Annotated in this window: 24 protein-coding genes; 7 read left to right on the top strand and 17 right to left on the bottom strand. The window is 40.5% G+C overall.

Features of this window, described 5'->3' with window-relative positions; all coding sequences use genetic code 11:
• Positions 1–42: 42 nt before the first annotated feature.
• The 3 genes from JCM19038_RS14205 to JCM19038_RS14195 form a co-directional block, all read right to left on the bottom strand.
• Complete coding sequence (locus JCM19038_RS14205; RefSeq protein WP_042419226.1) at positions 43–663, bottom strand: NAD(P)-dependent oxidoreductase; 621 nt, start codon at positions 661–663, stop codon at positions 43–45.
• Positions 664–771: 108 nt separating this feature from the next.
• Positions 772–1,323: an alpha/beta fold hydrolase gene (locus JCM19038_RS14200; RefSeq protein ID WP_042419224.1), complete on the bottom strand. Its 552-nt coding sequence runs from the start codon at positions 1,321–1,323 to the stop codon at positions 772–774.
• A gap of 22 nt (positions 1,324–1,345) precedes the next feature.
• Positions 1,346–1,630 (bottom strand): hypothetical protein, encoded by a 285-nt coding sequence (locus tag JCM19038_RS14195; RefSeq protein ID WP_042419222.1) that lies wholly within the window; start codon positions 1,628–1,630, stop codon positions 1,346–1,348.
• A gap of 268 nt (positions 1,631–1,898) precedes the next feature.
• Here JCM19038_RS14195 and JCM19038_RS14190 point away from each other — a divergent pair, with 268 nt between their 5' ends.
• Positions 1,899–2,984 carry a lipopolysaccharide assembly protein LapB gene (locus JCM19038_RS14190; RefSeq protein WP_042419219.1) on the top strand — a complete coding sequence of 362 codons (1,086 nt, stop codon included), beginning with the start codon at positions 1,899–1,901 and terminating at the stop codon, positions 2,982–2,984.
• 3 nt (positions 2,985–2,987) lie between these two features.
• Here the strand turns inward: JCM19038_RS14190 and JCM19038_RS24530 are convergent, their stop codons facing one another.
• From JCM19038_RS24530 to JCM19038_RS14175, 4 genes are all read right to left on the bottom strand, one after another.
• Entirely contained in the window at positions 2,988–3,110 is a 123-nt protein-coding gene (locus tag JCM19038_RS24530) for a hypothetical protein (protein WP_255343386.1), read from the bottom strand.
• A 135-nt stretch (positions 3,111–3,245) separates the two neighbouring features.
• Positions 3,246–4,109 carry a MetQ/NlpA family ABC transporter substrate-binding protein gene (locus JCM19038_RS14185; protein WP_042419216.1) on the bottom strand — a complete coding sequence of 288 codons (864 nt, stop codon included), beginning with the start codon at positions 4,107–4,109 and terminating at the stop codon, positions 3,246–3,248.
• Between the two features lie 16 nt (positions 4,110–4,125).
• Positions 4,126–4,788 (bottom strand): methionine ABC transporter permease, encoded by a 663-nt coding sequence (locus JCM19038_RS14180; RefSeq protein WP_042419310.1) that lies wholly within the window; start codon positions 4,786–4,788, stop codon positions 4,126–4,128.
• Positions 4,781–5,515: a methionine ABC transporter ATP-binding protein gene (locus tag JCM19038_RS14175; RefSeq protein ID WP_052361692.1), complete on the bottom strand. Its 735-nt coding sequence runs from the start codon at positions 5,513–5,515 to the stop codon at positions 4,781–4,783. Before JCM19038_RS14175 ends, JCM19038_RS14180 begins: the two co-directional genes overlap by 8 nt.
• A 230-nt stretch (positions 5,516–5,745) precedes the next feature.
• Between JCM19038_RS14175 and JCM19038_RS14170 the strand changes: the two genes are divergently transcribed.
• Positions 5,746–7,338 carry a glutathione ABC transporter substrate-binding protein gene (locus JCM19038_RS14170; protein WP_193745139.1) on the top strand — a complete coding sequence of 531 codons (1,593 nt, stop codon included), beginning with the start codon at positions 5,746–5,748 and terminating at the stop codon, positions 7,336–7,338.
• A gap of 113 nt (positions 7,339–7,451) precedes the next feature.
• Here JCM19038_RS14170 and JCM19038_RS14165 read toward each other — a convergent pair whose 3' ends face one another.
• The 4 genes from JCM19038_RS14165 to JCM19038_RS22920 form a co-directional block, all read right to left on the bottom strand.
• Complete coding sequence (locus tag JCM19038_RS14165; RefSeq protein WP_042419211.1) at positions 7,452–7,790, bottom strand: helix-hairpin-helix domain-containing protein; 339 nt, start codon at positions 7,788–7,790, stop codon at positions 7,452–7,454.
• Positions 7,791–7,939: 149 nt separating this feature from the next.
• A complete protein-coding gene (codA, locus tag JCM19038_RS14160; protein WP_042419209.1) occupies positions 7,940–9,175 on the bottom strand; it encodes a cytosine deaminase in 1,236 nt (411 codons plus the stop codon).
• Positions 9,165–9,851 carry a polysaccharide deacetylase family protein gene (locus JCM19038_RS14155; protein ID WP_238554426.1) on the bottom strand — a complete coding sequence of 229 codons (687 nt, stop codon included), beginning with the start codon at positions 9,849–9,851 and terminating at the stop codon, positions 9,165–9,167. Before JCM19038_RS14155 ends, codA begins: the two co-directional genes overlap by 11 nt.
• A gap of 35 nt (positions 9,852–9,886) precedes the next feature.
• On the bottom strand, positions 9,887–10,057 hold the full coding sequence (locus JCM19038_RS22920) for a hypothetical protein (protein ID WP_193745138.1): 171 nt from the start codon (positions 10,055–10,057) through the stop codon (positions 9,887–9,889).
• A 125-nt stretch (positions 10,058–10,182) separates the two neighbouring features.
• Here JCM19038_RS22920 and JCM19038_RS14150 point away from each other — a divergent pair, with 125 nt between their 5' ends.
• From JCM19038_RS14150 to cydC, 4 genes are all read left to right on the top strand, one after another.
• Positions 10,183–10,821 (top strand): transcriptional regulator, encoded by a 639-nt coding sequence (locus JCM19038_RS14150; protein WP_042419208.1) that lies wholly within the window; start codon positions 10,183–10,185, stop codon positions 10,819–10,821.
• A gap of 172 nt (positions 10,822–10,993) precedes the next feature.
• Positions 10,994–11,755, top strand: coding sequence for an ABC transporter transmembrane domain-containing protein (locus tag JCM19038_RS23785; protein WP_238554425.1), 762 nt, complete (start codon positions 10,994–10,996; stop codon positions 11,753–11,755).
• 14 nt (positions 11,756–11,769) lie between these two features.
• Positions 11,770–12,711, top strand: a complete 942-nt coding sequence (locus JCM19038_RS23780; RefSeq protein WP_238554424.1) for an ATP-binding cassette domain-containing protein — start codon at positions 11,770–11,772, stop codon at positions 12,709–12,711.
• Entirely contained in the window at positions 12,708–14,423 is a 1,716-nt protein-coding gene (gene cydC, locus JCM19038_RS14140; protein WP_042419205.1) for a thiol reductant ABC exporter subunit CydC, read from the top strand. The genes JCM19038_RS23780 and cydC overlap by 4 nt, the downstream gene beginning before the upstream one ends.
• Before the next feature lie 50 nt (positions 14,424–14,473).
• Here cydC and JCM19038_RS14135 read toward each other — a convergent pair whose 3' ends face one another.
• The gene (locus JCM19038_RS14135) at positions 14,474–14,866 is read right to left on the bottom strand and encodes a VOC family protein (RefSeq protein ID WP_042419201.1); all 393 of its coding nucleotides are present in this window, start codon (positions 14,864–14,866) and stop codon (positions 14,474–14,476) included.
• A gap of 446 nt (positions 14,867–15,312) precedes the next feature.
• Positions 15,313–15,747, bottom strand: coding sequence for a DUF4440 domain-containing protein (locus JCM19038_RS14130; RefSeq protein ID WP_042419199.1), 435 nt, complete (start codon positions 15,745–15,747; stop codon positions 15,313–15,315).
• Between the two features lie 141 nt (positions 15,748–15,888).
• On the opposite strand from JCM19038_RS14130, the gene JCM19038_RS14125 reads away from it, so the two are divergent.
• The gene (locus JCM19038_RS14125; protein WP_238554423.1) at positions 15,889–16,440 is read left to right on the top strand and encodes a GNAT family N-acetyltransferase; all 552 of its coding nucleotides are present in this window, start codon (positions 15,889–15,891) and stop codon (positions 16,438–16,440) included.
• A 54-nt stretch (positions 16,441–16,494) separates the two neighbouring features.
• Here the strand turns inward: JCM19038_RS14125 and JCM19038_RS14120 are convergent, their stop codons facing one another.
• The 4 genes from JCM19038_RS14120 to JCM19038_RS21050 form a co-directional block, all read right to left on the bottom strand.
• Positions 16,495–17,352: a MerR family DNA-binding transcriptional regulator gene (locus JCM19038_RS14120; protein ID WP_042419196.1), complete on the bottom strand. Its 858-nt coding sequence runs from the start codon at positions 17,350–17,352 to the stop codon at positions 16,495–16,497.
• A 110-nt stretch (positions 17,353–17,462) separates the two neighbouring features.
• A complete protein-coding gene (locus JCM19038_RS14115) occupies positions 17,463–17,840 on the bottom strand; it encodes an enoyl-CoA hydratase (RefSeq protein ID WP_042419194.1) in 378 nt (125 codons plus the stop codon).
• Between the two features lie 330 nt (positions 17,841–18,170).
• Positions 18,171–18,668 (bottom strand): GNAT family N-acetyltransferase, encoded by a 498-nt coding sequence (locus tag JCM19038_RS14105; protein WP_042419187.1) that lies wholly within the window; start codon positions 18,666–18,668, stop codon positions 18,171–18,173.
• Between the two features lie 83 nt (positions 18,669–18,751).
• A complete protein-coding gene (locus tag JCM19038_RS21050; RefSeq protein ID WP_052361689.1) occupies positions 18,752–19,426 on the bottom strand; it encodes a hypothetical protein in 675 nt (224 codons plus the stop codon).
• Positions 19,427–19,430 lie beyond the last annotated feature (4 nt).

The raw sequence follows: 19,430 nt of genomic DNA, 5'->3' as shown, positions 1-19,430 counted from the left end.
TTTTTCATATGCAATCTAACATGGTTAACAGATATGCCTCTATTAATAGGCGATTCCTACTCTTGCTCCTATGTACTGATCACAGTCAACTTGCTTCCATGTGAATTCTGCCGTGTCAGGTACAGATATTTTCGCTCCTTCTTCTGGCAAGAAGTCACGTTCTACTCGATACTGTCCAGTGTACTCCCCATCTGGTAAATAGGTTGGACAAACGATCGTCCAATCGAGACCCGACGTCTTCAACCATTCGTAAGCTCGGTGATGATCTTCTGCTGCTCGAGTTAATTTGCGCTTTGATTCACTGGATTGATAACGAAGCAATTCAGGTGATGATCTGCTTTGCAAAATACCAGCAGTACCTACCGTAATGATTCGCCTTACTCCCTCTTCTTTCATGGCGTCTATAATGAGTGGCATGCTCTGTGACAATGTCGTTGAACCATCTGTATTGAGTGCACTAATGACAAAGTCCATACCTTTCATAGCACGAGTAATATCAGCTTTATTTAAGACATTTCCATTTATAATCGTTAAATTTTCATGCGTACTTTGAACATTCTCTGGTGTTCGCACCAAGAGTGTCACGTAGTGATTTTCTTTTAGAGCATGATTTACGACATGACTTCCTACTCTTCCTGTGGCGCCTAGTAATAAACAGTTCATGCATTACTCCTCTACTATATCTTTATGTGTTGGGATTAATCTGTAATCTGTCTTCTTAGTTTAGAACGAACGTCTTACGTGAATCAACTACGAAGTATCATACAGTGGTTATTGCAGCTGCTTTAAATCAGTAACCAATTCAGGCAACCCGTTTTGAAACAGATGATCATTTCCTGAAAGCATTCTCATGTGCAAGCTTTGAATTCTTTCTGCATAATACGTCATATGAGTTTCTGGTACTTGTTCATCACTTTTGCTTTGATAGAAATAGATATGAGGAATGTTTGGCAGCCTTGATTCGAAGTCCTCTGCTAACACAAAGTCCTTTCGTCTCCATTGATCCACACCCCAAAATGGCGATGCGATCAAACACAAAGTAGAAATGGAGACATGACACGTTTCTTCCGAAAGGTATTTCAACAACACTGATCCTCCTAACGAATGTCCAATTAAGATTACATCATCATTTAGCGATGCAAAGGATTCGTCTAGAACAGATTTCCATTGAGCATACGTTGGATCCTCTGGAAACGGCATTGGCGGGGCCACCCATTGATAATCATTGCTTAGTTGTTGAACGAGTGATGCTTTAAAAGCGTCACTTCCTTCGTGAGCATTTTGGGGACCTGCACTATGAACGAATAACACTTGTTTAGACACTTTGATTCCCCTCTGTTCAGTGTTAGAGATTCAAAAAAACGATAAGAATAATCACACAAACTGCAAGACCAACGCCATCTTTGATCACTTCTCCGCGAGGTTTGTTATGGCGATATAAAAGGATCGATAAAAGAAGAATAATGGAAGCAACGACTGAAGCTGTCAACGTTGTTCCATACAAAATTGCTACTAAATCGGTGAAATAACCTATAATGAATACGATTGTATATAACACAATAAATACAAATGATTTCTGCCATCGATAAACTCTGCCATCAAAGGCAATTTCTCTCAGAGAATGCTTCATCGCACTACCTCCTTCGTTTAATTAAGTAGCGTTTAGTTCGCCCTATTATTCCTCCTTATGAACGTTTACTTCGTTAGACAAAATTCATCACCCATTTAAATTACGACATCATTCAGTCTCGTTTTAGACAACCGCTGTCGAATCCTATCTAATATTCCTTAAACTACCAGAATATATTTTATTCGAGAGATTTTTGTTGTATTATGCTAGTTAAATATATAGAAAGTGCGATTATTCATGGAGTTACACAGGAAAGGAGCATTTAAACTTGACTGAAGAATATGAAATCATAAAAGACTTAGGTTCTTGGCTACATTGTTTATCTCTAAATGATCTTGAAAAAGCCGCTCAGATCCGAGATCAGCTTACTGAAAATCTACCATTCCTACATTTAGATCCACAAACAAAATCCTATTACAACTTGCTTTATTCTAAACACCAAATGATGCTCTCAAAAAGCGAAAAACAAAACAACCATCCAAATGAACCTTTTCAAGAGCAGCCTTCTTCAGAAAAGGATTCAGAACAAACACTGATGTACCTTTATCATTATATGGAAGGTACGCTACTTAATCACTCCAAAAACTATTATAAAGCGTTAAAGCATTACACCGCCGCTGAAAAACAGCTTGGTGTGTTATGCGATATTGATCAAGCCAACTTTTATCTTCGACAAGCGAACACGTTCAATCATCTAGGAGAAAGCATAACAGCCTTAAACTATGCCATAAAAGCCTACGACACATATAAGAAAAGTCATGCATCTACGAAAAAAACCATTCGTGCGCTAGTGCTGATCGGGAACATTTATTCAAAAACTGGCTATTATGAAAAAGCAAAATCCACATTCGAAGATGCACTTACCATTCAAGGACTTAAAGACCGCCAGCGTGCAGTTTTATATCAAAGCATCGCTAAAAATGACTACCTTTTTCATTACAACAATGATGCAGAACAGAGGTTTAAGATGGCGTTGAACGTTGATGAAGAATTACGACTAGAATTCCAAGCGGACACCCTCTATCGGCTTGCAAATTCGTGCTTTCGACAAGGTAAACAAAAAGAAGGGGATCAATTATTACATAAAATTGAAGAGGCGCTTACAAAAGATCACAAACGGTTTGAAGAGTTTCGTGCAAAAAGTATGATATCTAGAGGTGTGTTCTTATATAAACCTTTTCATGATGGGATGATTCAGGAAGGCTTTCAACAATTAAAGAAATTCGGAATCCAAATCGAGCTCATTGAGTTGGCTCACGAGGTATCAGACTATTACTATGTCAATAGCAATTACGAGAAAGCCTATGATTATTTGTCACTGGCAAAGCGGCAGAACAAAAACATTGTAGAATAACAATTATAAAGTGCCTTCATCGTCTTTTTCATCGGCTTCAAGGATGACTTCTTCACTGGATGGTTCTACGTGACTTGCAATGACAACTGACAACATACTAACTACCATAAGTAGCGCAATTTTCATCGTTGCACCTCACATCTTCTCAATTAGTTAGAATTACGATACCAGTTTCTACTAGATAAATACAATGATTTTGCTTACTTTTGAATGCAAAAACAACAAAAAAAGACTTGGAAATACATCCAAGTCATTCGTTTTCTATTCATGATCAAAAGCAGGGATTGCTGTTTCGTCGTAATTTTCTTCTAGAAAGTCACGAACGATGTCACTAGTCATCACCTCTGCGAGTGTTTGAATTGCCTCTTCGTCTACGTTATCTTCACGAGCGACAAGTGTAATTGCGAATTCATTTTCTGTTCCTTCAGTGAGAAGCGCGTCATTTGCAGGAGTTAATCCTAACGGCTCAGCATAAGCCGGAGTTATGACAACCGCATCTGCATCGTCATACATTCTGGCGAGCATAAGTAAATCGACTTCTTCAAAGTTGTAATCATTCGGGTTCTCACTAATATGAGACTGTGTATAATAACGCTCATCGGTTTCTTCTAGCTCAATAACATCATGCTGCGCGAGCAGCTGTAGCGAACGATCAATATTAGAGATGTCATTTGCAATTGCAATCGTTGCACCTTCTGGAAGTTCGTCCATTGATTCATAATCAGCAGCATATACACCGTAGTTAGCGAAATAAATCGGCTCCACAGGTACTAGAGATGCATCGTTATTAATGTTGTACTCTTCCATAAACGGAACGTGTTGGAAAAAGTTCGCATCTACTTCTTCATGATGTAAGGCATCATTCGGTTGAATATTGTCACCAAGTACAACAACGTTTAGATCAATGCCCTCTTCAGCCAGTTCTGGTTCAACTAATTCGAGAATTTCAGTCATCGGAGGAATTAAGGAAGCAACGTCTAGAGTAACTTCTTCACTTTCCTCAGTTGCTTCTTCTGTACTTTCCGTCGTTTCTTCGGTTGAATCTGTTTCTTGTTGATCTTCAGTTGTGCCGCATGCAGCTAATAATAGAGCAGGTATTGCAACTAGTGTCGTAAGTTTTTTCATGGTGAATCAATCTCTCCTAACGTTTGTCGATCTTTCTTGCAATGGTCATTCCGATAAATTGAATCATCTGAACGAGTATAACCATAATAACAATGACATATAGCATTAAATCCGTTTGAAACTGTTGATAACCATAACGTATGGCAAAGTCACCAACGCCTCCGCCTCCAACGACCCCCATAATGGTTGAATAGCTAATAAAGCTAATCGTCGACATCGTAAGTCCAACGACTAATCCCGACCTTGATTCTACAAGTAGAAATTTAAAGACGACTTCTTTCACCGAAGCTCCCATGGAAACCGCTGCGTCGATCACACCTTTAGGAATTTCTAACAAGGATTGTTCCACGAGCCTAGAATAATGAGCAAATGCAATGATTGATAAAGGGACCGTTGCAGCCGCAGTACCGATCGCTGTCCCCATAATAAGACGAGTAAAAGGAATTAAGAAGACGACTAGAAGCAAAAACGGGAACGAGCGAATAATGTTAACGAGCAGGTTCAGCGAAGAAAAAACAAAACGATTTTCTAACAAGTTACCTTTTCGACACAAATACAGCAGTGTACCAACAGGCAGCCCTACTAGAATAGCAGCAAGAATTGAAACGCCTACCATAATAAACGTTTCTCCGATTGCCTGCCAAATTTCCGCTTGATAACGCAAAAGAATGTCAGGCATCATTTTTTAACTCCTTTATAAACCTTTCAGGACTTCGATCACTTCTAGGTATTCCCGACGATTCAATCTGTACCGTTTCATAAATCGTTCCTTGATCCATGACAGTCACTCGTTGACAAATGCTTTTGATGACGTTCATTTCATGGCTTACGATAATCACTGTCACACCGAGACGTTCATGTATATCACGGATAACGGTTAGAATCTCTGAAGTCGTATGAGGATCAAGTGACGACGTTGGTTCGTCGCAAAGAAGAACTTCAGGCTCATTTGCTAATGCGCGTGCAATAGCAACACGTTGCTTTTGTCCTCCGCTTAACTGAGCAGGATACTTATCCATTTGATCTTCTAATCCAACAAAGCGTAAACATTCCCGCACACGATCTATTCGCTGATGCTTAGGCACTTGTGCAAGCTGCAAGGAAACGGCTACATTTTGTTCGACAGTTTTATTTAAGACAAGGTTAAAATGTTGAAAGATCATGCCTATTCGTTTGCGAGCTTCTCGCAGTTCGCGTTTTGAACGTGTCGTTAACTCACGCTCACCAACATAAACCGATCCCGAATCTGGAATTTCAAGTAAATTCATTACCCTTAGCATCGTTGACTTTCCAGCCCCACTTGCCCCGATCAAACCATGAATTTCACCCTGATGTACGGTTAAGGAAACGTTTTGAATAGCCGTATGGTTACCGAACTTTTTCGTTACGTTTTGCAATTCAATCACAAATAAACCCCATTCCATCATACAAAGGCTAAAGTAACAACTTTTTTATTATAGTACATGTTAGGTTGATGTCATAATCTACATCAACAACTTTCCAAAAATAACGAAATGCAGAGAATTTGATCATTGAACTATTCAGAATTACTTGTATACTTAAAGGACTGATTGGTAGTAACGCGTTACATTTCTAAAGGAAGTAGACACCTAAGAGAATAAGGAGATTGATAATGATGACAAAAAGAAACGCACTTGTCCTTGGACTTAGTAGTGCACTGCTACTCACCGCTTGTTCAAGTGATCCAGAAGAGAGCGAGACGAGTTCAAATGCTAATGAAACGAGTAGTGAAGTTGAAGCAGGTGGCAATTTCATATTGGCGATGCCCTCAGATCCTGTAACGTTAAATCCACACGCAGCGACGGATATCCCTTCAACCATCGTTTTTACGAACATTTATGAGAACCTTGTGATGAATGATGAGAACATGGAATTACAACCTGCGTTATCTGAATCTTATGATCAGATCGACGATTTGACATGGGAATTCAACTTACGTGAAGACGTTTCATTCCATGACGGCGAGCCATTTAACGCCGATGCCGTTGTCACAAATTTCGAGCGATTTCTAGATCCTGACACCGCATCACCACGCGCGTCTTTATTTGAACTCGTTGAAGACATTGAGGCGGTTGATGAGTACACCGTCCATTTCAAAACATCGGCGCCATTTGCACCTCTTCCCGCTCACCTTGCTCACGGATCAGCTGGAATTGTGAGCCCAAAAGCAATTGAGCAAGATGAAGCAGGTGAATCAGATCTAACGATGAATCCTGTTGGGACAGGACCTTTCGAATTCGATTCTTGGGAACAAGGAAATGAACTCGTATTATCCGCAAATGAATCCTATTACGGAGAAGTTCCTGCAATTGACCAAGCAACATTCAAAGTTGTACCTGAACAGTCAACTCGTATTGCCATGATGGAGCAAGGAGAAGCTCATTATATGCAACAAATCGAACCTGCAAATGTCGGTCAGTTCGATCATATGGATGACGTTTCTGTAATCACTCAAGAACAATTAGGCTACGAATACATCGGCTTCAATACCGAGGTGGAACCGTTTGACGATCCACTTGTTCGCCAAGCGTTAACAATGACCGTAAATCGGGAAACGTTACTTGAAGGTTTGTACGATGGGTATGGACTTGTCGCTGAATCGCCACTTACTGAGAATACGTTTGGGTATTCAAGCAACATTGAACCGTTAGAATACAACCCTGAAAAAGCAAAAGAATTACTAGCAGAAGCAGGCTATGAAGATGGATTTGAAGCAACAATCTTAACGAACGATGCGAATCCATTACGTGTACAAGTCGCCGAACTTGTACAAGATTACTTTCAAGAAGTTGGCGTAACGTTGTCCATTGAATTAATGGAATGGGGAGCTTACCTCGATGCGGTTGGCGAAGGGAATTCAGACATGTTCGTTCTTGGCTGGTCTTCAGCTACAGGGGATGCGGATTATGCATTGCACCCGAACTATCACTCTGACAACCTAGGTTCAGCTGGGAACCAGACATTCTACCAAAACGAAGAGGTTGACGAGTGGCTCATTCAAGCACGTGAAGAAACAGATGAAGATGCAAGACTCGCACTCTATGAACAAATTGAACAACAAATCGTAGATGATGCACCTGCAATCTTTACCGTTCACAACGACTATATCGTCGGCTTGTCTGACCACGTGGATGGCTTTATCCACTTGCCAAACGGAGTATTGCAATTAAAGAATGTAAGTCTTAGTGAAAGTGACAGTGGTTATTAAAAAATCCAATTTAGGGTGAACTTTTAGTCACCTAGATTGGATTTTTGGTTATTTATTACCTGAACTTATAATTACATCCCCGCAAGTAATGCAAGGATTCAATACACTTACCATTAATTAAAGCAAATATCACTTTTTTTCTCAATAGCTTCTAAATGTTCGTTACCAATCCCATCAATTCTTATCAAATCCTCAAATTCGTTAAACAGTTTTTGTTCTCTCAAATCTAGTATTTGCTCTGCTCGTTCTTCGCCGATTTGATAAATAGTCATAAGCTTATCTTTCTGGTCTTTATTTATGTAAATACTAGCAGCAGTACAATTATCGGTTTGCTCTTCTTTCGAGAATGTTATAGAAGTATTATTCTCTGAACCAAAGGTGCAACCAAATAATAAAACTATCATGATAAAAATCGGTGAAGACTTTAACAACCTATTATTAATTAATAACAAAGCACTACACACCACCCTATGATTTATTATTTAGAATATAAAATTTACTAAACTATACTATATAACATATTACCTAATAAATCCATAAAGCAATGACTCGAGAATTAGACCTCAAGTCATTTTTAGTTGATATTTAATTTTAGCTACCATTATATTGATAATTCCACTACCGGCGCTTGTCGTTTTACGATGACTTCTCCGTTTCGAATTGAATAAAGGACAATTGCTTCTTTGCGTACAGCTTCGTATTCGTCTTCTGCATCAATGATGAGTAAATTCGCTGCATGCCCTTCTTCGATTCCGTATTGCTTAAGGTTCAACGCCTTTGCTCCGTTCAAAGTAATGAGTTCAAGTGATCGAACAATCTCGTTGTACCCAGTCAAATGTGCCGCGTGAATGCCGGTATCGAGCACACTCATTAAATTGCCATTACCAAGTGGATACCACGGATCTTGGATCGAATCGAGTCCGAAGGCTACGTTCATATCTGCCTCTAATAATTCTTTCACGCGCGTTAGACCTCGCCGTTTCGGATACGTGTCAAACCGACCTTGCAAGTGTAAATTCGCTTTTGGTAGAGAAACGAAGTGAATGCCAGAGCGCTTTAATTTTTGAAATAACTTGTAGGCATACGCATCGTTATAAGAGCCCATGGCAGTCGTATGACTGGCAACGACACGCTCTCCCATCTGTCTGCGATCTGCCTCTCTTGCGATGACTTCGACAAAACGAGATTGTTCATCGTCAACTTCATCGCAGTGAAAATCAATCAGCTTGTCATATTTCTCAGCAAAATCAAACGCTTTCTTAATGGACGCAACGCCTTCTTCGTACGTCGGTTCATAATGTGGAATTCCACCTACAACGTCCGCACCGAGCTTTACTGCTTCTTCAACGAGCGCATCGCCACCACGGTAACCGTACATTCCTTCTTGAGGAAAAGCGACAAGTTGTACATCCACCCATGGCTTCATTTCCTCTCGTATCTCAAGTAATGCATGTAACCCGGTTAAAGATGGGTCTGTCACATCAACGTGCGTCCTGACGTGCTGGACACCATGTTCAATTTGCATGAGCAACGCTTGTTTCGCCCGCAATTTTATATCTTCTTTCGTTTCATGAACGACTTGTTTACGTTCGGACCAGAGCTGAATCGCTTCAAACAACGTTCCTGATTCATTCCATCTCGGTGTGCCAGCGGCGAGTGCATAATCAAGGTGTATGTGAGGCTCCACGTATGGTGGAATGACCAGCTTTCCTTGAGCATTAATCTCCCCATCATTTAACTCGCTAGAAGCAAGAGAAATCTTCTCAAAGATTCCGTTCGTCATCACAAGGTCAACTTGCCCACTCTGACCATACAATTTAGCATTTCTAATGATCATGACTTTGTTCTCCTTTCGCTGGAAATAATAGATCACGATTTGGTTGGGTCATAACAGGAAAAGACAATTCTCCTGCTTGCCATCGAAGCGCAATCTCATCAATGGTCGTAAACCAGACACCAGGCTTTAATTTCATATGCGCAATTAATCGGTCAAGCAATTGAGCGCGAGAGGCTCGTCCCATTAATTGAGGATGCATCGTCAAATGAAACATTCGCCCTTCTTCATAAAGTGCATCAAACTCTGCCTTCCACAATCGATACACTTTGTCAGGCTCCTCGATGTGAAACGAACTTCCCCAATCTCCCGAGAATGCAAACTGCTCCCAATCATCTAAGACCCATGTTCCAGGAACTTCGAGCAATTTCCCACCTTCTACCTCGACCTCATAAGGGATGTCGTTTGCTTGCAAGCTTGCATCATACAAAAAACCATACTGCTTAAGAAGGGAAAGAGAACGGTCATGCATTTCCCAAAGTGGGGCACGATAACCAATCGGCTTTTTTCCCATCGTTTTCTCGAGAATTTCAATTCCTTTTATGAGTTCTCCTTCTTCTTGTTCCTTCGTCAACTGATCATTTGGCTTATGCAAATAACCGTGATGTCCAATAGCATGGCCTCCGTCGATGATCCGCTCTACGACTGTAGAATCCATTTCTGCGATTGCCCCCGGCACAAAAAAGGTTGCAAGAATATCATGTTTACGAAGTATTAACAGTAAACGATCAATCCAATTCCACGGCCATATGTGCCCATGGACAACAATGATGGACGATCTTGATTACGTGGCTCTGCTAAGTGTGCAGTCTCTCCATCCACATCAAACGTCAAAACAGCAGCTAATGTTTGGCCATCTGGCCAACGAACCGATTCAATCACCATGACCACCTCCGATCGATTTACGTCTACTGTATATCATATTTTAAAATAAGTAAAATAATTATTTACTAATAATAAAATATAAATGTGATACACTCTCATTGAATGACTAGAAAGGGGTTGAAGCAATGGTTACCATTCGACCTGAACTTGCAAGCTATGTACCGATTGCGAACATGATCGCAGAGAACTTCGGTGATCAAGGAGAAGTTGTCATCCACGACTTTGCCGATGTAAGCGCATCTCTCGTTTATATAAAAGGAAACGTCACCAATCGAAAAGTTGGTGCACCGATGACCGATCGCATGTTTCAAGATTGGCGAAAGTACGGGAATGAAATCGAAGATAACTACGGATTTACAACCCGGACGAAAGATGGCCTTTGGCTAAAAGCTTCGCTCTCTTACATCCGCAATTCAAAAGGACATGTCATCGGTTGTCTCGGCATTAACCTTGATATCACAGCACTCATTTCAACCTCAAAGTTTCTTAATACACTTGTCTCCTCAAGCGACGATCAAGCTCCAGTAGAACAAGAGTTTTACGGCAAAGATATTCAAGAAATGTTCCATGCCCTTCTTGAAGAAGCAAAGCAAACGATCGGCATTCCGATTACTTCAATGAAGCGTGATGACAAAATTGCGTTTGTTAAACATCTTGACCGCAAAGGTGCCTTTCTTATTCAAGGTTCTGCAGAGCAAATTGCTGATTACCTCGGTGTTACGAAACAAACGATCTATAACTATTTGGATGAAATTCGCAAGTAAGATGCCACGCCTATGTGGCATTTTTTTTACTTTCACAAAGCTTTTTTGACAGATCAGTCACTAGAATGTGACTATAATTGGAACAATAACGATGAATAAGAGCTAAGGATTGTGAAAGTCTTCACATAAGAGATACACTAGAGCTAGAAAGAAACGTTTAGGAGGACTTCTGTTGAACGAACACTTGCGTCCTAGTCGTACACACCTTACTACGATGACACTACTTACTGTCATTACAGGGGTTGCGATCGTAGTTCAAGCCTTTATGATTGTTTCAATTATTGATCGATTATTTCTTCAATCGCTTTCCTTTCAAGAAGTTATACCCCAATTTGTCACGTTACTGATTGCGTTGTTCGCACGCATTTTTAGTCGATTTCTGATTGATCGAATGGCGAACACCATAGCCACAAACGTTAAAATCACACTGCGTGAACGACTATTGCATCACTTTTCAAATCGCACTCTTACCTCATCTAAGAAAACAAAAACAGGTGAGACGACGAGTTATTTTCTAGATACGGTCGATGAAACGGCTGCGTATTTTAATCAATACATTCCACAAATGATTCAATCAACCATTATCCCAATCATGCTTTTATTAGTGATTTTTTATGAACATTGGGCATCAGGTGTCATTATTCTCATTACAGCGCCGTTTATTTTCGTCTATATGATTATTATTGGTATGCGTACCGGTGATCAGTCGAAACAACAAGTTGAGAAAATGGCTAACTTTTCAAGTGTGTTTCTCGACACACTTCAAGGATTGTCCACGATTAAGTTCTTTGGACGAACGAAGCAGCAACATCAACGAATTAAAGATAAGAGTCTTGAATTCCGTGACGCTACGATGAATGTCTTAAAAGTCGCGTTCACGAACTCCCTTGCACTTGAATTCATTTCAATGTTAAGCATCGGATTATCGCTTTAGAAGTTGCCATCCGTATGATCATCGTTCAAGACACAACCTTTTATTCAGGGTTCTTAATGTTGATTTTGGCACCTGAACTGTTTAATAAGCTAAAAGACCTCGGCTCCGCATTTCATTCAGGAAAAGTGAGTAAAGGAGCTCTGAAAAAAACTGAAGCATTGCTCGAGGAATTCGATGAAGAGCAACTGTTCGGTTCGAACGAACTTGATCAGACAGAACCACCGACACTTTTAATGGATGATGTACAGTTTTCTTATCCTGAAGGCTTTCAATTGTCCCACATCAACTTTGTTGCCAAACCGTATGAAAAGATCGCTTTGATCGGTGCTACAGGGTCAGGAAAGACGACCCTTCTGCACATCTTAGCTGGGCTAGTGCCCCACACAAATGGAAGTTATCTGTTAGGAACCATTCATTTACGTGAGATTGAAGCGTCTTCTTGGTACGACCAAATGACGTTGATTTCTCAAGATGGTTATTTGTTTGCAGGGACAATTGCGGAGAACATTTCACTTGGTTCCAAAAAGAAACCAACAAATGAAGCTGTTTTAAATGCGGCAACAGAAGCTGGAATTATTGAGTGGATCGAGCAATTGCCAGATGGCATCCACACCCTTGTTGGTGAAGGAGGACGAGGCCTGTCTGGCGGGGAACGTCAACGAGTGTTTATGGCTCGAGCATTTTACAAAAAACCGAACGTCGTGTTTTTCGATGAACCTACTACGGGTCTTGATCTTCGAACGGAAACGATGCTTCAAGCATCACTCAAAAAACTGAGCGAACAGTCGACCGTAATTATTGTCGCTCACCGACTTTACACGATTCGAGAAGCAGACCGCATCTATTTGTTAGAAAACGGAACCATTCGTGCAAGCGGCACCCATGAAACGCTTTGGAAAGAAGATGATTTATACCGTATCATGATCACAACGCAGCAAGGAGGCACTCAAGCATGAAAGCACTCACACCTTTTATCAAACTCATTATCGCTGAAAAAAGGGACCTCTTTCTTTCAATCCTTGCTGGTTTTATCGCAGGAATAACGGCCGTTGGTTTGTTTTCTGCTAGCGGGTATTTAATTTCTCACGCTGCACTAACTCCTCCAATTGCAACGTTAATGGTCATCGTTGCGATCGTAAAGTTACTCGGAATCACATCCGCTGTCAGTCGTTTCGGTGAACGCTATTATTCTCACCGAGCGACGTTTACGATGCTTAGCAACATTCGCTTACGTGTATACGAAAAACTAGAACCCGTCTCAAATCGAATTCTTAACCGCTATACGAGTGGAGATATTCTCTCCAGGATTGTCGGAGATGTTGACGCTCTTCAAAACGTTTTACTCCGTGTCGTCTATCCACCGATCGTCATGCTTTCAGTATTTCTTGCAACCATTGCATTTACGACCTTGTTCTCAATCGGCACTGCTGTACTAATCATACTCGGTTTAGCACTCTCACTACTCGTCATCCCTGCACTATTCTTTCTCAGCCAACGACGAGTCAACGACGAGATTCGAGAAACACGTGGAGAGCTTTCTTCTACGTTTGCGGAATACGTTTACGGTTTTCGAGAACTAACCATTCACCAAGCCCGTGAAGAGCGGGAGCAAAAGGTGCGTAACACGATTAAGCAATACGAACAGCAAAAACAAAAATCACAATCAGTTCAAATGTGGAGCGATGCAACAATCGGCTTGCTCTCCTTTCTCGTTTCAGTTGCCGTCTTGTTTTATGCGGGGTATCAAGTTGCAGAAGGTAATTTAGCAGGCATTCTACTGGCGTTACTGCTCATGATTACGCTCACCGTCTTTGAACAGATTACACCGATGGCAACCTTACCGTATCATTTACAAGAAAGTACTCATGCAGCAAAGCGAATTGAGTCCCTTGAAGAGGAAAACCAGCCTGAGGTTTCCTCTAATGACATTCAATTAAGTAAAGCTCTAGACATCGAGTTCCAAGATGTTATGCTTCAATTTGAGGACCAACTTCGCCCTGCAATCCAACGTGTGAACGCCCAAATTCCATCAGGAAGCAAAACTGCGATTATCGGCGCAAGTGGCTCGGGTAAAACAACTATCGCGAATGTACTCTTAAAAGCACTACCTTATGATCAAGGCACTGTCAAAGTCGATGGGCACGAGCTATCTACGATCTCAGAAGACACACTTTGGAAGAACACAAATGTCTCTTTGCAATCAAATCATTTCTTTGTCGGTACCGTTCGAGATAATCTATTCGTTACAGAAGAGATGACAGACGACATTACTCTTAAAAATGCGTTACACGCAGCGGAATTGCCCCACCTTGAACTCGATAGTCGCGTTGAGGAAAAAGGACAAAACCTCTCTGGTGGTGAAAAACAGCGACTCGCAATCGCTCGTCTGCTCCTTCGAGAAGCCCCGCTCTGGGTGCTCGACGAACCAACAACATCACTTGATGCACTTACTGAAGAACGTATGCTGCGCCTTCTTCTTGAGCGCGCAAAAGATGCCACTGTTGTGCTCATTAGCCACCGCTTAACTGGTCTTGATCAGATGGATCAGATTATCGTCGTAGATCATGGTCAAATTATTGAAAGTGGGACATACGATGAACTCATGCAAAAGGACGGCTACTTCAAAAAAATGAAGGCTCTAGAAGAGCAATTGTTCATGAATGAATAAAGCGATAAGGCTACTTGAAGTAGCCTTATCGCTTTTACTTTTAACTTCACTCAATAAAAATAAACAATCTCCCAAATATGACCGTCTAAGTCCTTAAAGTGACCTGAATAACCCCACTCATAACTCTTCGGCTGACGAGGCAAAATTGTGCCTCCGAATTCCAAAACCCTTGTTAAGGTTGCATCGATTTCTTCTTTACGATCAGCAATACTACTCAAAATTACTTCAGAAGGCCTTTTGGAATTAGCGCTTCTTTGATCAATTTCCTCAAGTTCAGTTCGAAGATTTAATACGAGAGTGATCCCATCTTCTAATTCAAACACGACTTGATCTGAACCTTGAACGAGCCCATCTGTTGAGAACCCTAATCCATTTTGATAAAAGGCTGTGGATTTTTTCAAATCATCAACAGCAAGTGTGATGATCGTAATTCTTGGTTTCATAACAGCTTTGACCTCCTTATTTTATACCAAAGTTACTAAGTTAAGTACCTACTTCGATAACTAGGCTTACACAGAAGGCGAAGCAGAGATTATCCTCGTCGAACCCGGTACGTGTACGGTTTCTTAGTCAGAAAATGCATCCGCAATGAACGGGTCTACAATTGCTCTACAGATCTAACAAGATGGCGTTCTCGTACCAGGTACGTACACTGAAGGGACAGAAGTTACTCTGTTAGCCGCTTCTAGAAGTCTGACGGTTACCACAACACGATCTGTCCTCACATTAGTACCTCCAGATTTCACGATTGGTACCGAAAATGTTGAAGTGACGGTCGTTAAGACTGCTTAGGGAATATGTAAACCTACTAGCCCGCGGCCTCCATGCGGGCATTAATAATGGTGTTAACTTCAAATTGAGGACAGGCAGTTCATTTCCAAACTGAACATTAGTCGTCAACCGTTACTCTTTCACGCTGCGAAGCAGGTCCTTTCTCTTCATACCATCTAATCATTCTCCATACCCCGTCAAATTCTTTCTTCCAGACCTCTAGCGACACTGCCTTTACTTGAATATCTTGCTCTATAAATAGAATTTCATAAGAGACCGCCGCTTGCTCATTCGCTTGAGGCATAATCATTAATTCAGAGTACTCAAATTGAATCTCTTTCCCCTTATAGAAGCTCGCAGCATTGCTATTTCCTTTGGTAATCGCTTCGTAATTCATCTGTTCTACTTCGCCAGACCCAGGAATAAAAAGATATCCCATAAAATCCTTTGAATAATACGTATTTAATTCTTCAAACTTTCCTCTTGTCATTTGCTCATGCAATTCACGCATTTTTTGCACTTGGGCTGTGATTTCCTGCGTAACTTGATTCATCATAACCTCCTATTCAAATGTTTCTAGCAGTGATATAACTATTCAATTAAATCTTTTCACTTTCCTGCTACATGTAATGGATTGACTCTCCCTATAGGGGAGGCCTTACACTACAAGTAATCAATCAAAGGAGGCTATAACATGAACGTTGAGATTAGAGAAGTAAGAAAAGAAGATATTGAATCGATCAAAACGATTACCATCGAAGCTTTTGCTAAAGGGTTTATTGAGGATGAACAGTTATTGGATGCTGCTGTTACGATGATGTTTGTAAGTCCAATCTTAAATAAAAGCAGCTTCGGAAGAGTTGCGACGTTAGACGGAGAAGTTGTTGGTGTGATTTTCGGTTCAAGAGTTGGCGAGGCACCGACATATCGCATGTTGCAAGAAGATTATACGAAGGAAATGCTACACTTACTCAACCAAGAAGACGACGACCGAGATTTGTTCGTTCAATTAACGAACTCAACGAATGAGGCCTACAAGAAATTAATTCAAGGCAAAGAACATGAATTCCAAGGTTGTTTAGAATTCTTTGCTGTATCTGAACAAGCTCGAGGAAAAAAAGTTGGAAAGAAATTGCTGAATGAGCTCTTTTCATATTTTACCGAAACGAACACAAACAAGATCTATGTCTATACCGACACGATGAGTAACTACGGTTTTATGATCATAATGGCTTTGTTTGTCTAGACGAAGAAGTCACCGCGTTTGATCTCCCTGATGGTGCATTTAAGAACACAAATTTCATTTATGAATATACGTTTTAGGCACACCAAGTTCAGCCCACCTTATGTCATGGGGTGGCTGAATGTTTACTTGGAATTGAGCATGATAATTATCTTGATTAAATACGTCCGTCACTAAGTACAACATGTATAGATCATGGTACTCCCGACCGTTCGTCTTTAAATAGTCTACCAACAAATGTAGCGCTTCTTCCTCAGATTCCTTCGTACAATTTACCGTTACGTACTGTCCGCTTGGCAACACTGAAACCGTCGCAGTTTCTTTTAGCAATTGATAGTCTTCTACGGTAATCATTCGAAATACGTCACGAACGTTCAGCTCGTCGTGCAAAAATGTATAAATTAACCCGTACTCGAATGTATGATTCGTAAATTCAGCTAACTGCTCGTCTAACTGATCAAATGATAAAACCTCATTTAGTTCTCCAGCTTGTGTAGGTGAACGTAAAAGGTGCCGCTCTTCAAATGCTTGTATGTGAATACCCTCTTTTTTACGTTCAACTTCTGAAGAATGAATGGTGCTCTGCAATAAACTTATTCGTTTCTGAAGTTGCTCTAGACTTACCATCTCTTCTTCAATTTCTTTACTCTTCTTTTCCAAGAAAAGCTTTAGTTCATTCGTATCTGCTTTTTCAAATAAAGCTTTAATCTCTTTGATTGTGACATTGCTTTGTTGGCAAAGTTTTATAATGTCTATGTAAATGAATTGACCTATCGTATAATATCGATAACCATTGTCAGGATTGATATAAGCTGGATTAAGCAAACCAATCGTATGATAATAACGAAGCGCCTTAATCGTTACATTTTTTAATTTTGATACCTCACCAATGGAAAAATACCTACGTTGATCCATAACTTCCTCCATTCGAACCTAAAAACACTCTTACTATATCCAAATATAGTACAAGCCATTACGATCATCCAAGAAAGTAAGCATCTGAATCGTTCCTTATTTACATCAAGTTATTTTATAACGCCTGCAAATAACCCTGTCATGACTTCAATGTGATCTTGATTGATACAACGAAATGAAGCCGTTATCGATCTTCGTCCACTGTCTTTCTTTGTATATTTATCAATGGTCACAACACATGAAATTGTGTCTCCAGTGACTACTGGCTTAAGAAAATTGAAATTCATCGTATGCGCAAGAACGTCATTCTCTCCCCCAATCTTCGTTGGAAGCGTTGCGGTTAATAACCCTTGAACAATTACGTTCCCGTTCTCATCAGGATTTACATGATGAACACCTTCATCAAGAGAAAGCTTCGTGAACGTATCAACATCTTCTTTCGTAAATGTACGACTAAAACTAAGTGTGCTGCCAACTTCTAAGGTCATACTCTCATCTCCTTTTTAATCGCTTCTTTATAGAGATGTTCTTTTAGGTGAGGCTATTGAAATATGTAAAAATAGAGTCATATAAAGCTTGTAGAACTGTTAAAACACTAACCCAACGATCGTACTCAAAGTTGCCATAGAAGCGAATTGACGTTTAGAAATTTCTTTTCTTTGGTGTGCAATGAGTAATGCACTTTAATGATTGAACTTACTGTGATTGCACTAATTATTCCAGAAAAAAGTACCGCTAAGAAGATTTGCATCACTGAATTCCTTTCAGTCATTCCAAGTTGACGATCACGCATCGTTTTGTCAACTGTTCTGACAAGTCTATTTGCATTTTCCACATGTCGAATACTCAAGTTCCTTCACAAACATTACCCGATCTTCACCAGGTCCATCGTAATCTGACTTAACGTGTACGTGATCGATTTCTTTATCGCCTTGTTCAATGTAGAATCCCATCGTTGTATGGTACGCGACTGATGTTTTATTTACAGGCGACGTAATACAGCGCACAATTGACCGCTCTTCTTTTAGAACGTAAGTAAAGAACGTGTGGTAAAGCTCCCTAGCAACCCCTCGTTTGCGATGATTTGGATTCACACCGACGAAATGGATGTACGCTTCATCCTTATGAGTCTGAGAAAGGAAACCTATTAGAAAGCCTATGACCTCCCCTTCAACTTCAGCAATAAAGCTCGAATCATTAAAATGCTCAAAAAATAATCTTGGCAACATGTCCGACATTTGCCTGCCACCCCACCACTCATTTAATCGCGGCGAGACGAGTTCATAATCTGAACGTATGACATTACGAATGATCATTGGTACCCTCCAACATAATCTAGTAATGATTCGAAAAATCATTACTGTAAGCTACTTTTCTTGAACGGGCTTGGCATTCACTTTTACAACACACTAGGCTCCACCAACCTGATTCGCTTCTCGTCACAGTTGATCTCAGTACGAATTCCCATAGGCAAGATGAACATCGGATCTGTGTGACCAAAATCAACATTTGTGATGACCGGCAACGTATGGTTTTGAAATTCATCCCGAACGACGCTAATAATCGCATCATCTAATTGTTGTTTTTCTTGATCAGAATAATCTCTAGCTCTTCCGATTAAGAGAGCTTGGATTCGTTCGAGCATCCCTTGCATGCCATAGCTACGAATGGTCCGTCTAATGTGCTCGACTGTCGTTGTGCCTTCAGCATTTTCTAGGAATAAAATCTTATCATTAAAAAACTCAACATCACAAAAGAACCTTGTCCCTTTTAACATTTCCAATACTTCAATACAGCCTCCGTACAACTTCCCGCTGTTAATCCCTTCACCTTGTAACCAACGCCAGCCCTCTGTATTCAGTTTATTTGCATTGATTTCACCTGTGTTGTTGGGATCTGCCCAATCAGGATATCCCTCAGACCATTGTGTATACGGTTGAAACTCATACGTGTCACTCGGGTGAAACAACAAATCTTGAATATGGCGTTTATAATTCTCTTCTAAACGATGAAGCTGCGAAATACCAGCCATAACCGTAGGACCGTAATACGTCACCATTCCTAATTGATTCAAATAG

The sequence above is a fragment of the Geomicrobium sp. JCM 19038 genome, assembly GCF_000698125.1.
GTDB lineage: Bacteria > Bacillota > Bacilli > Bacillales > Marinococcaceae > Geomicrobium_A.
The sequence above is the reverse complement of the archived record's forward strand: the minus strand, read 5'-3'. Positions and strand labels throughout refer to the sequence as shown.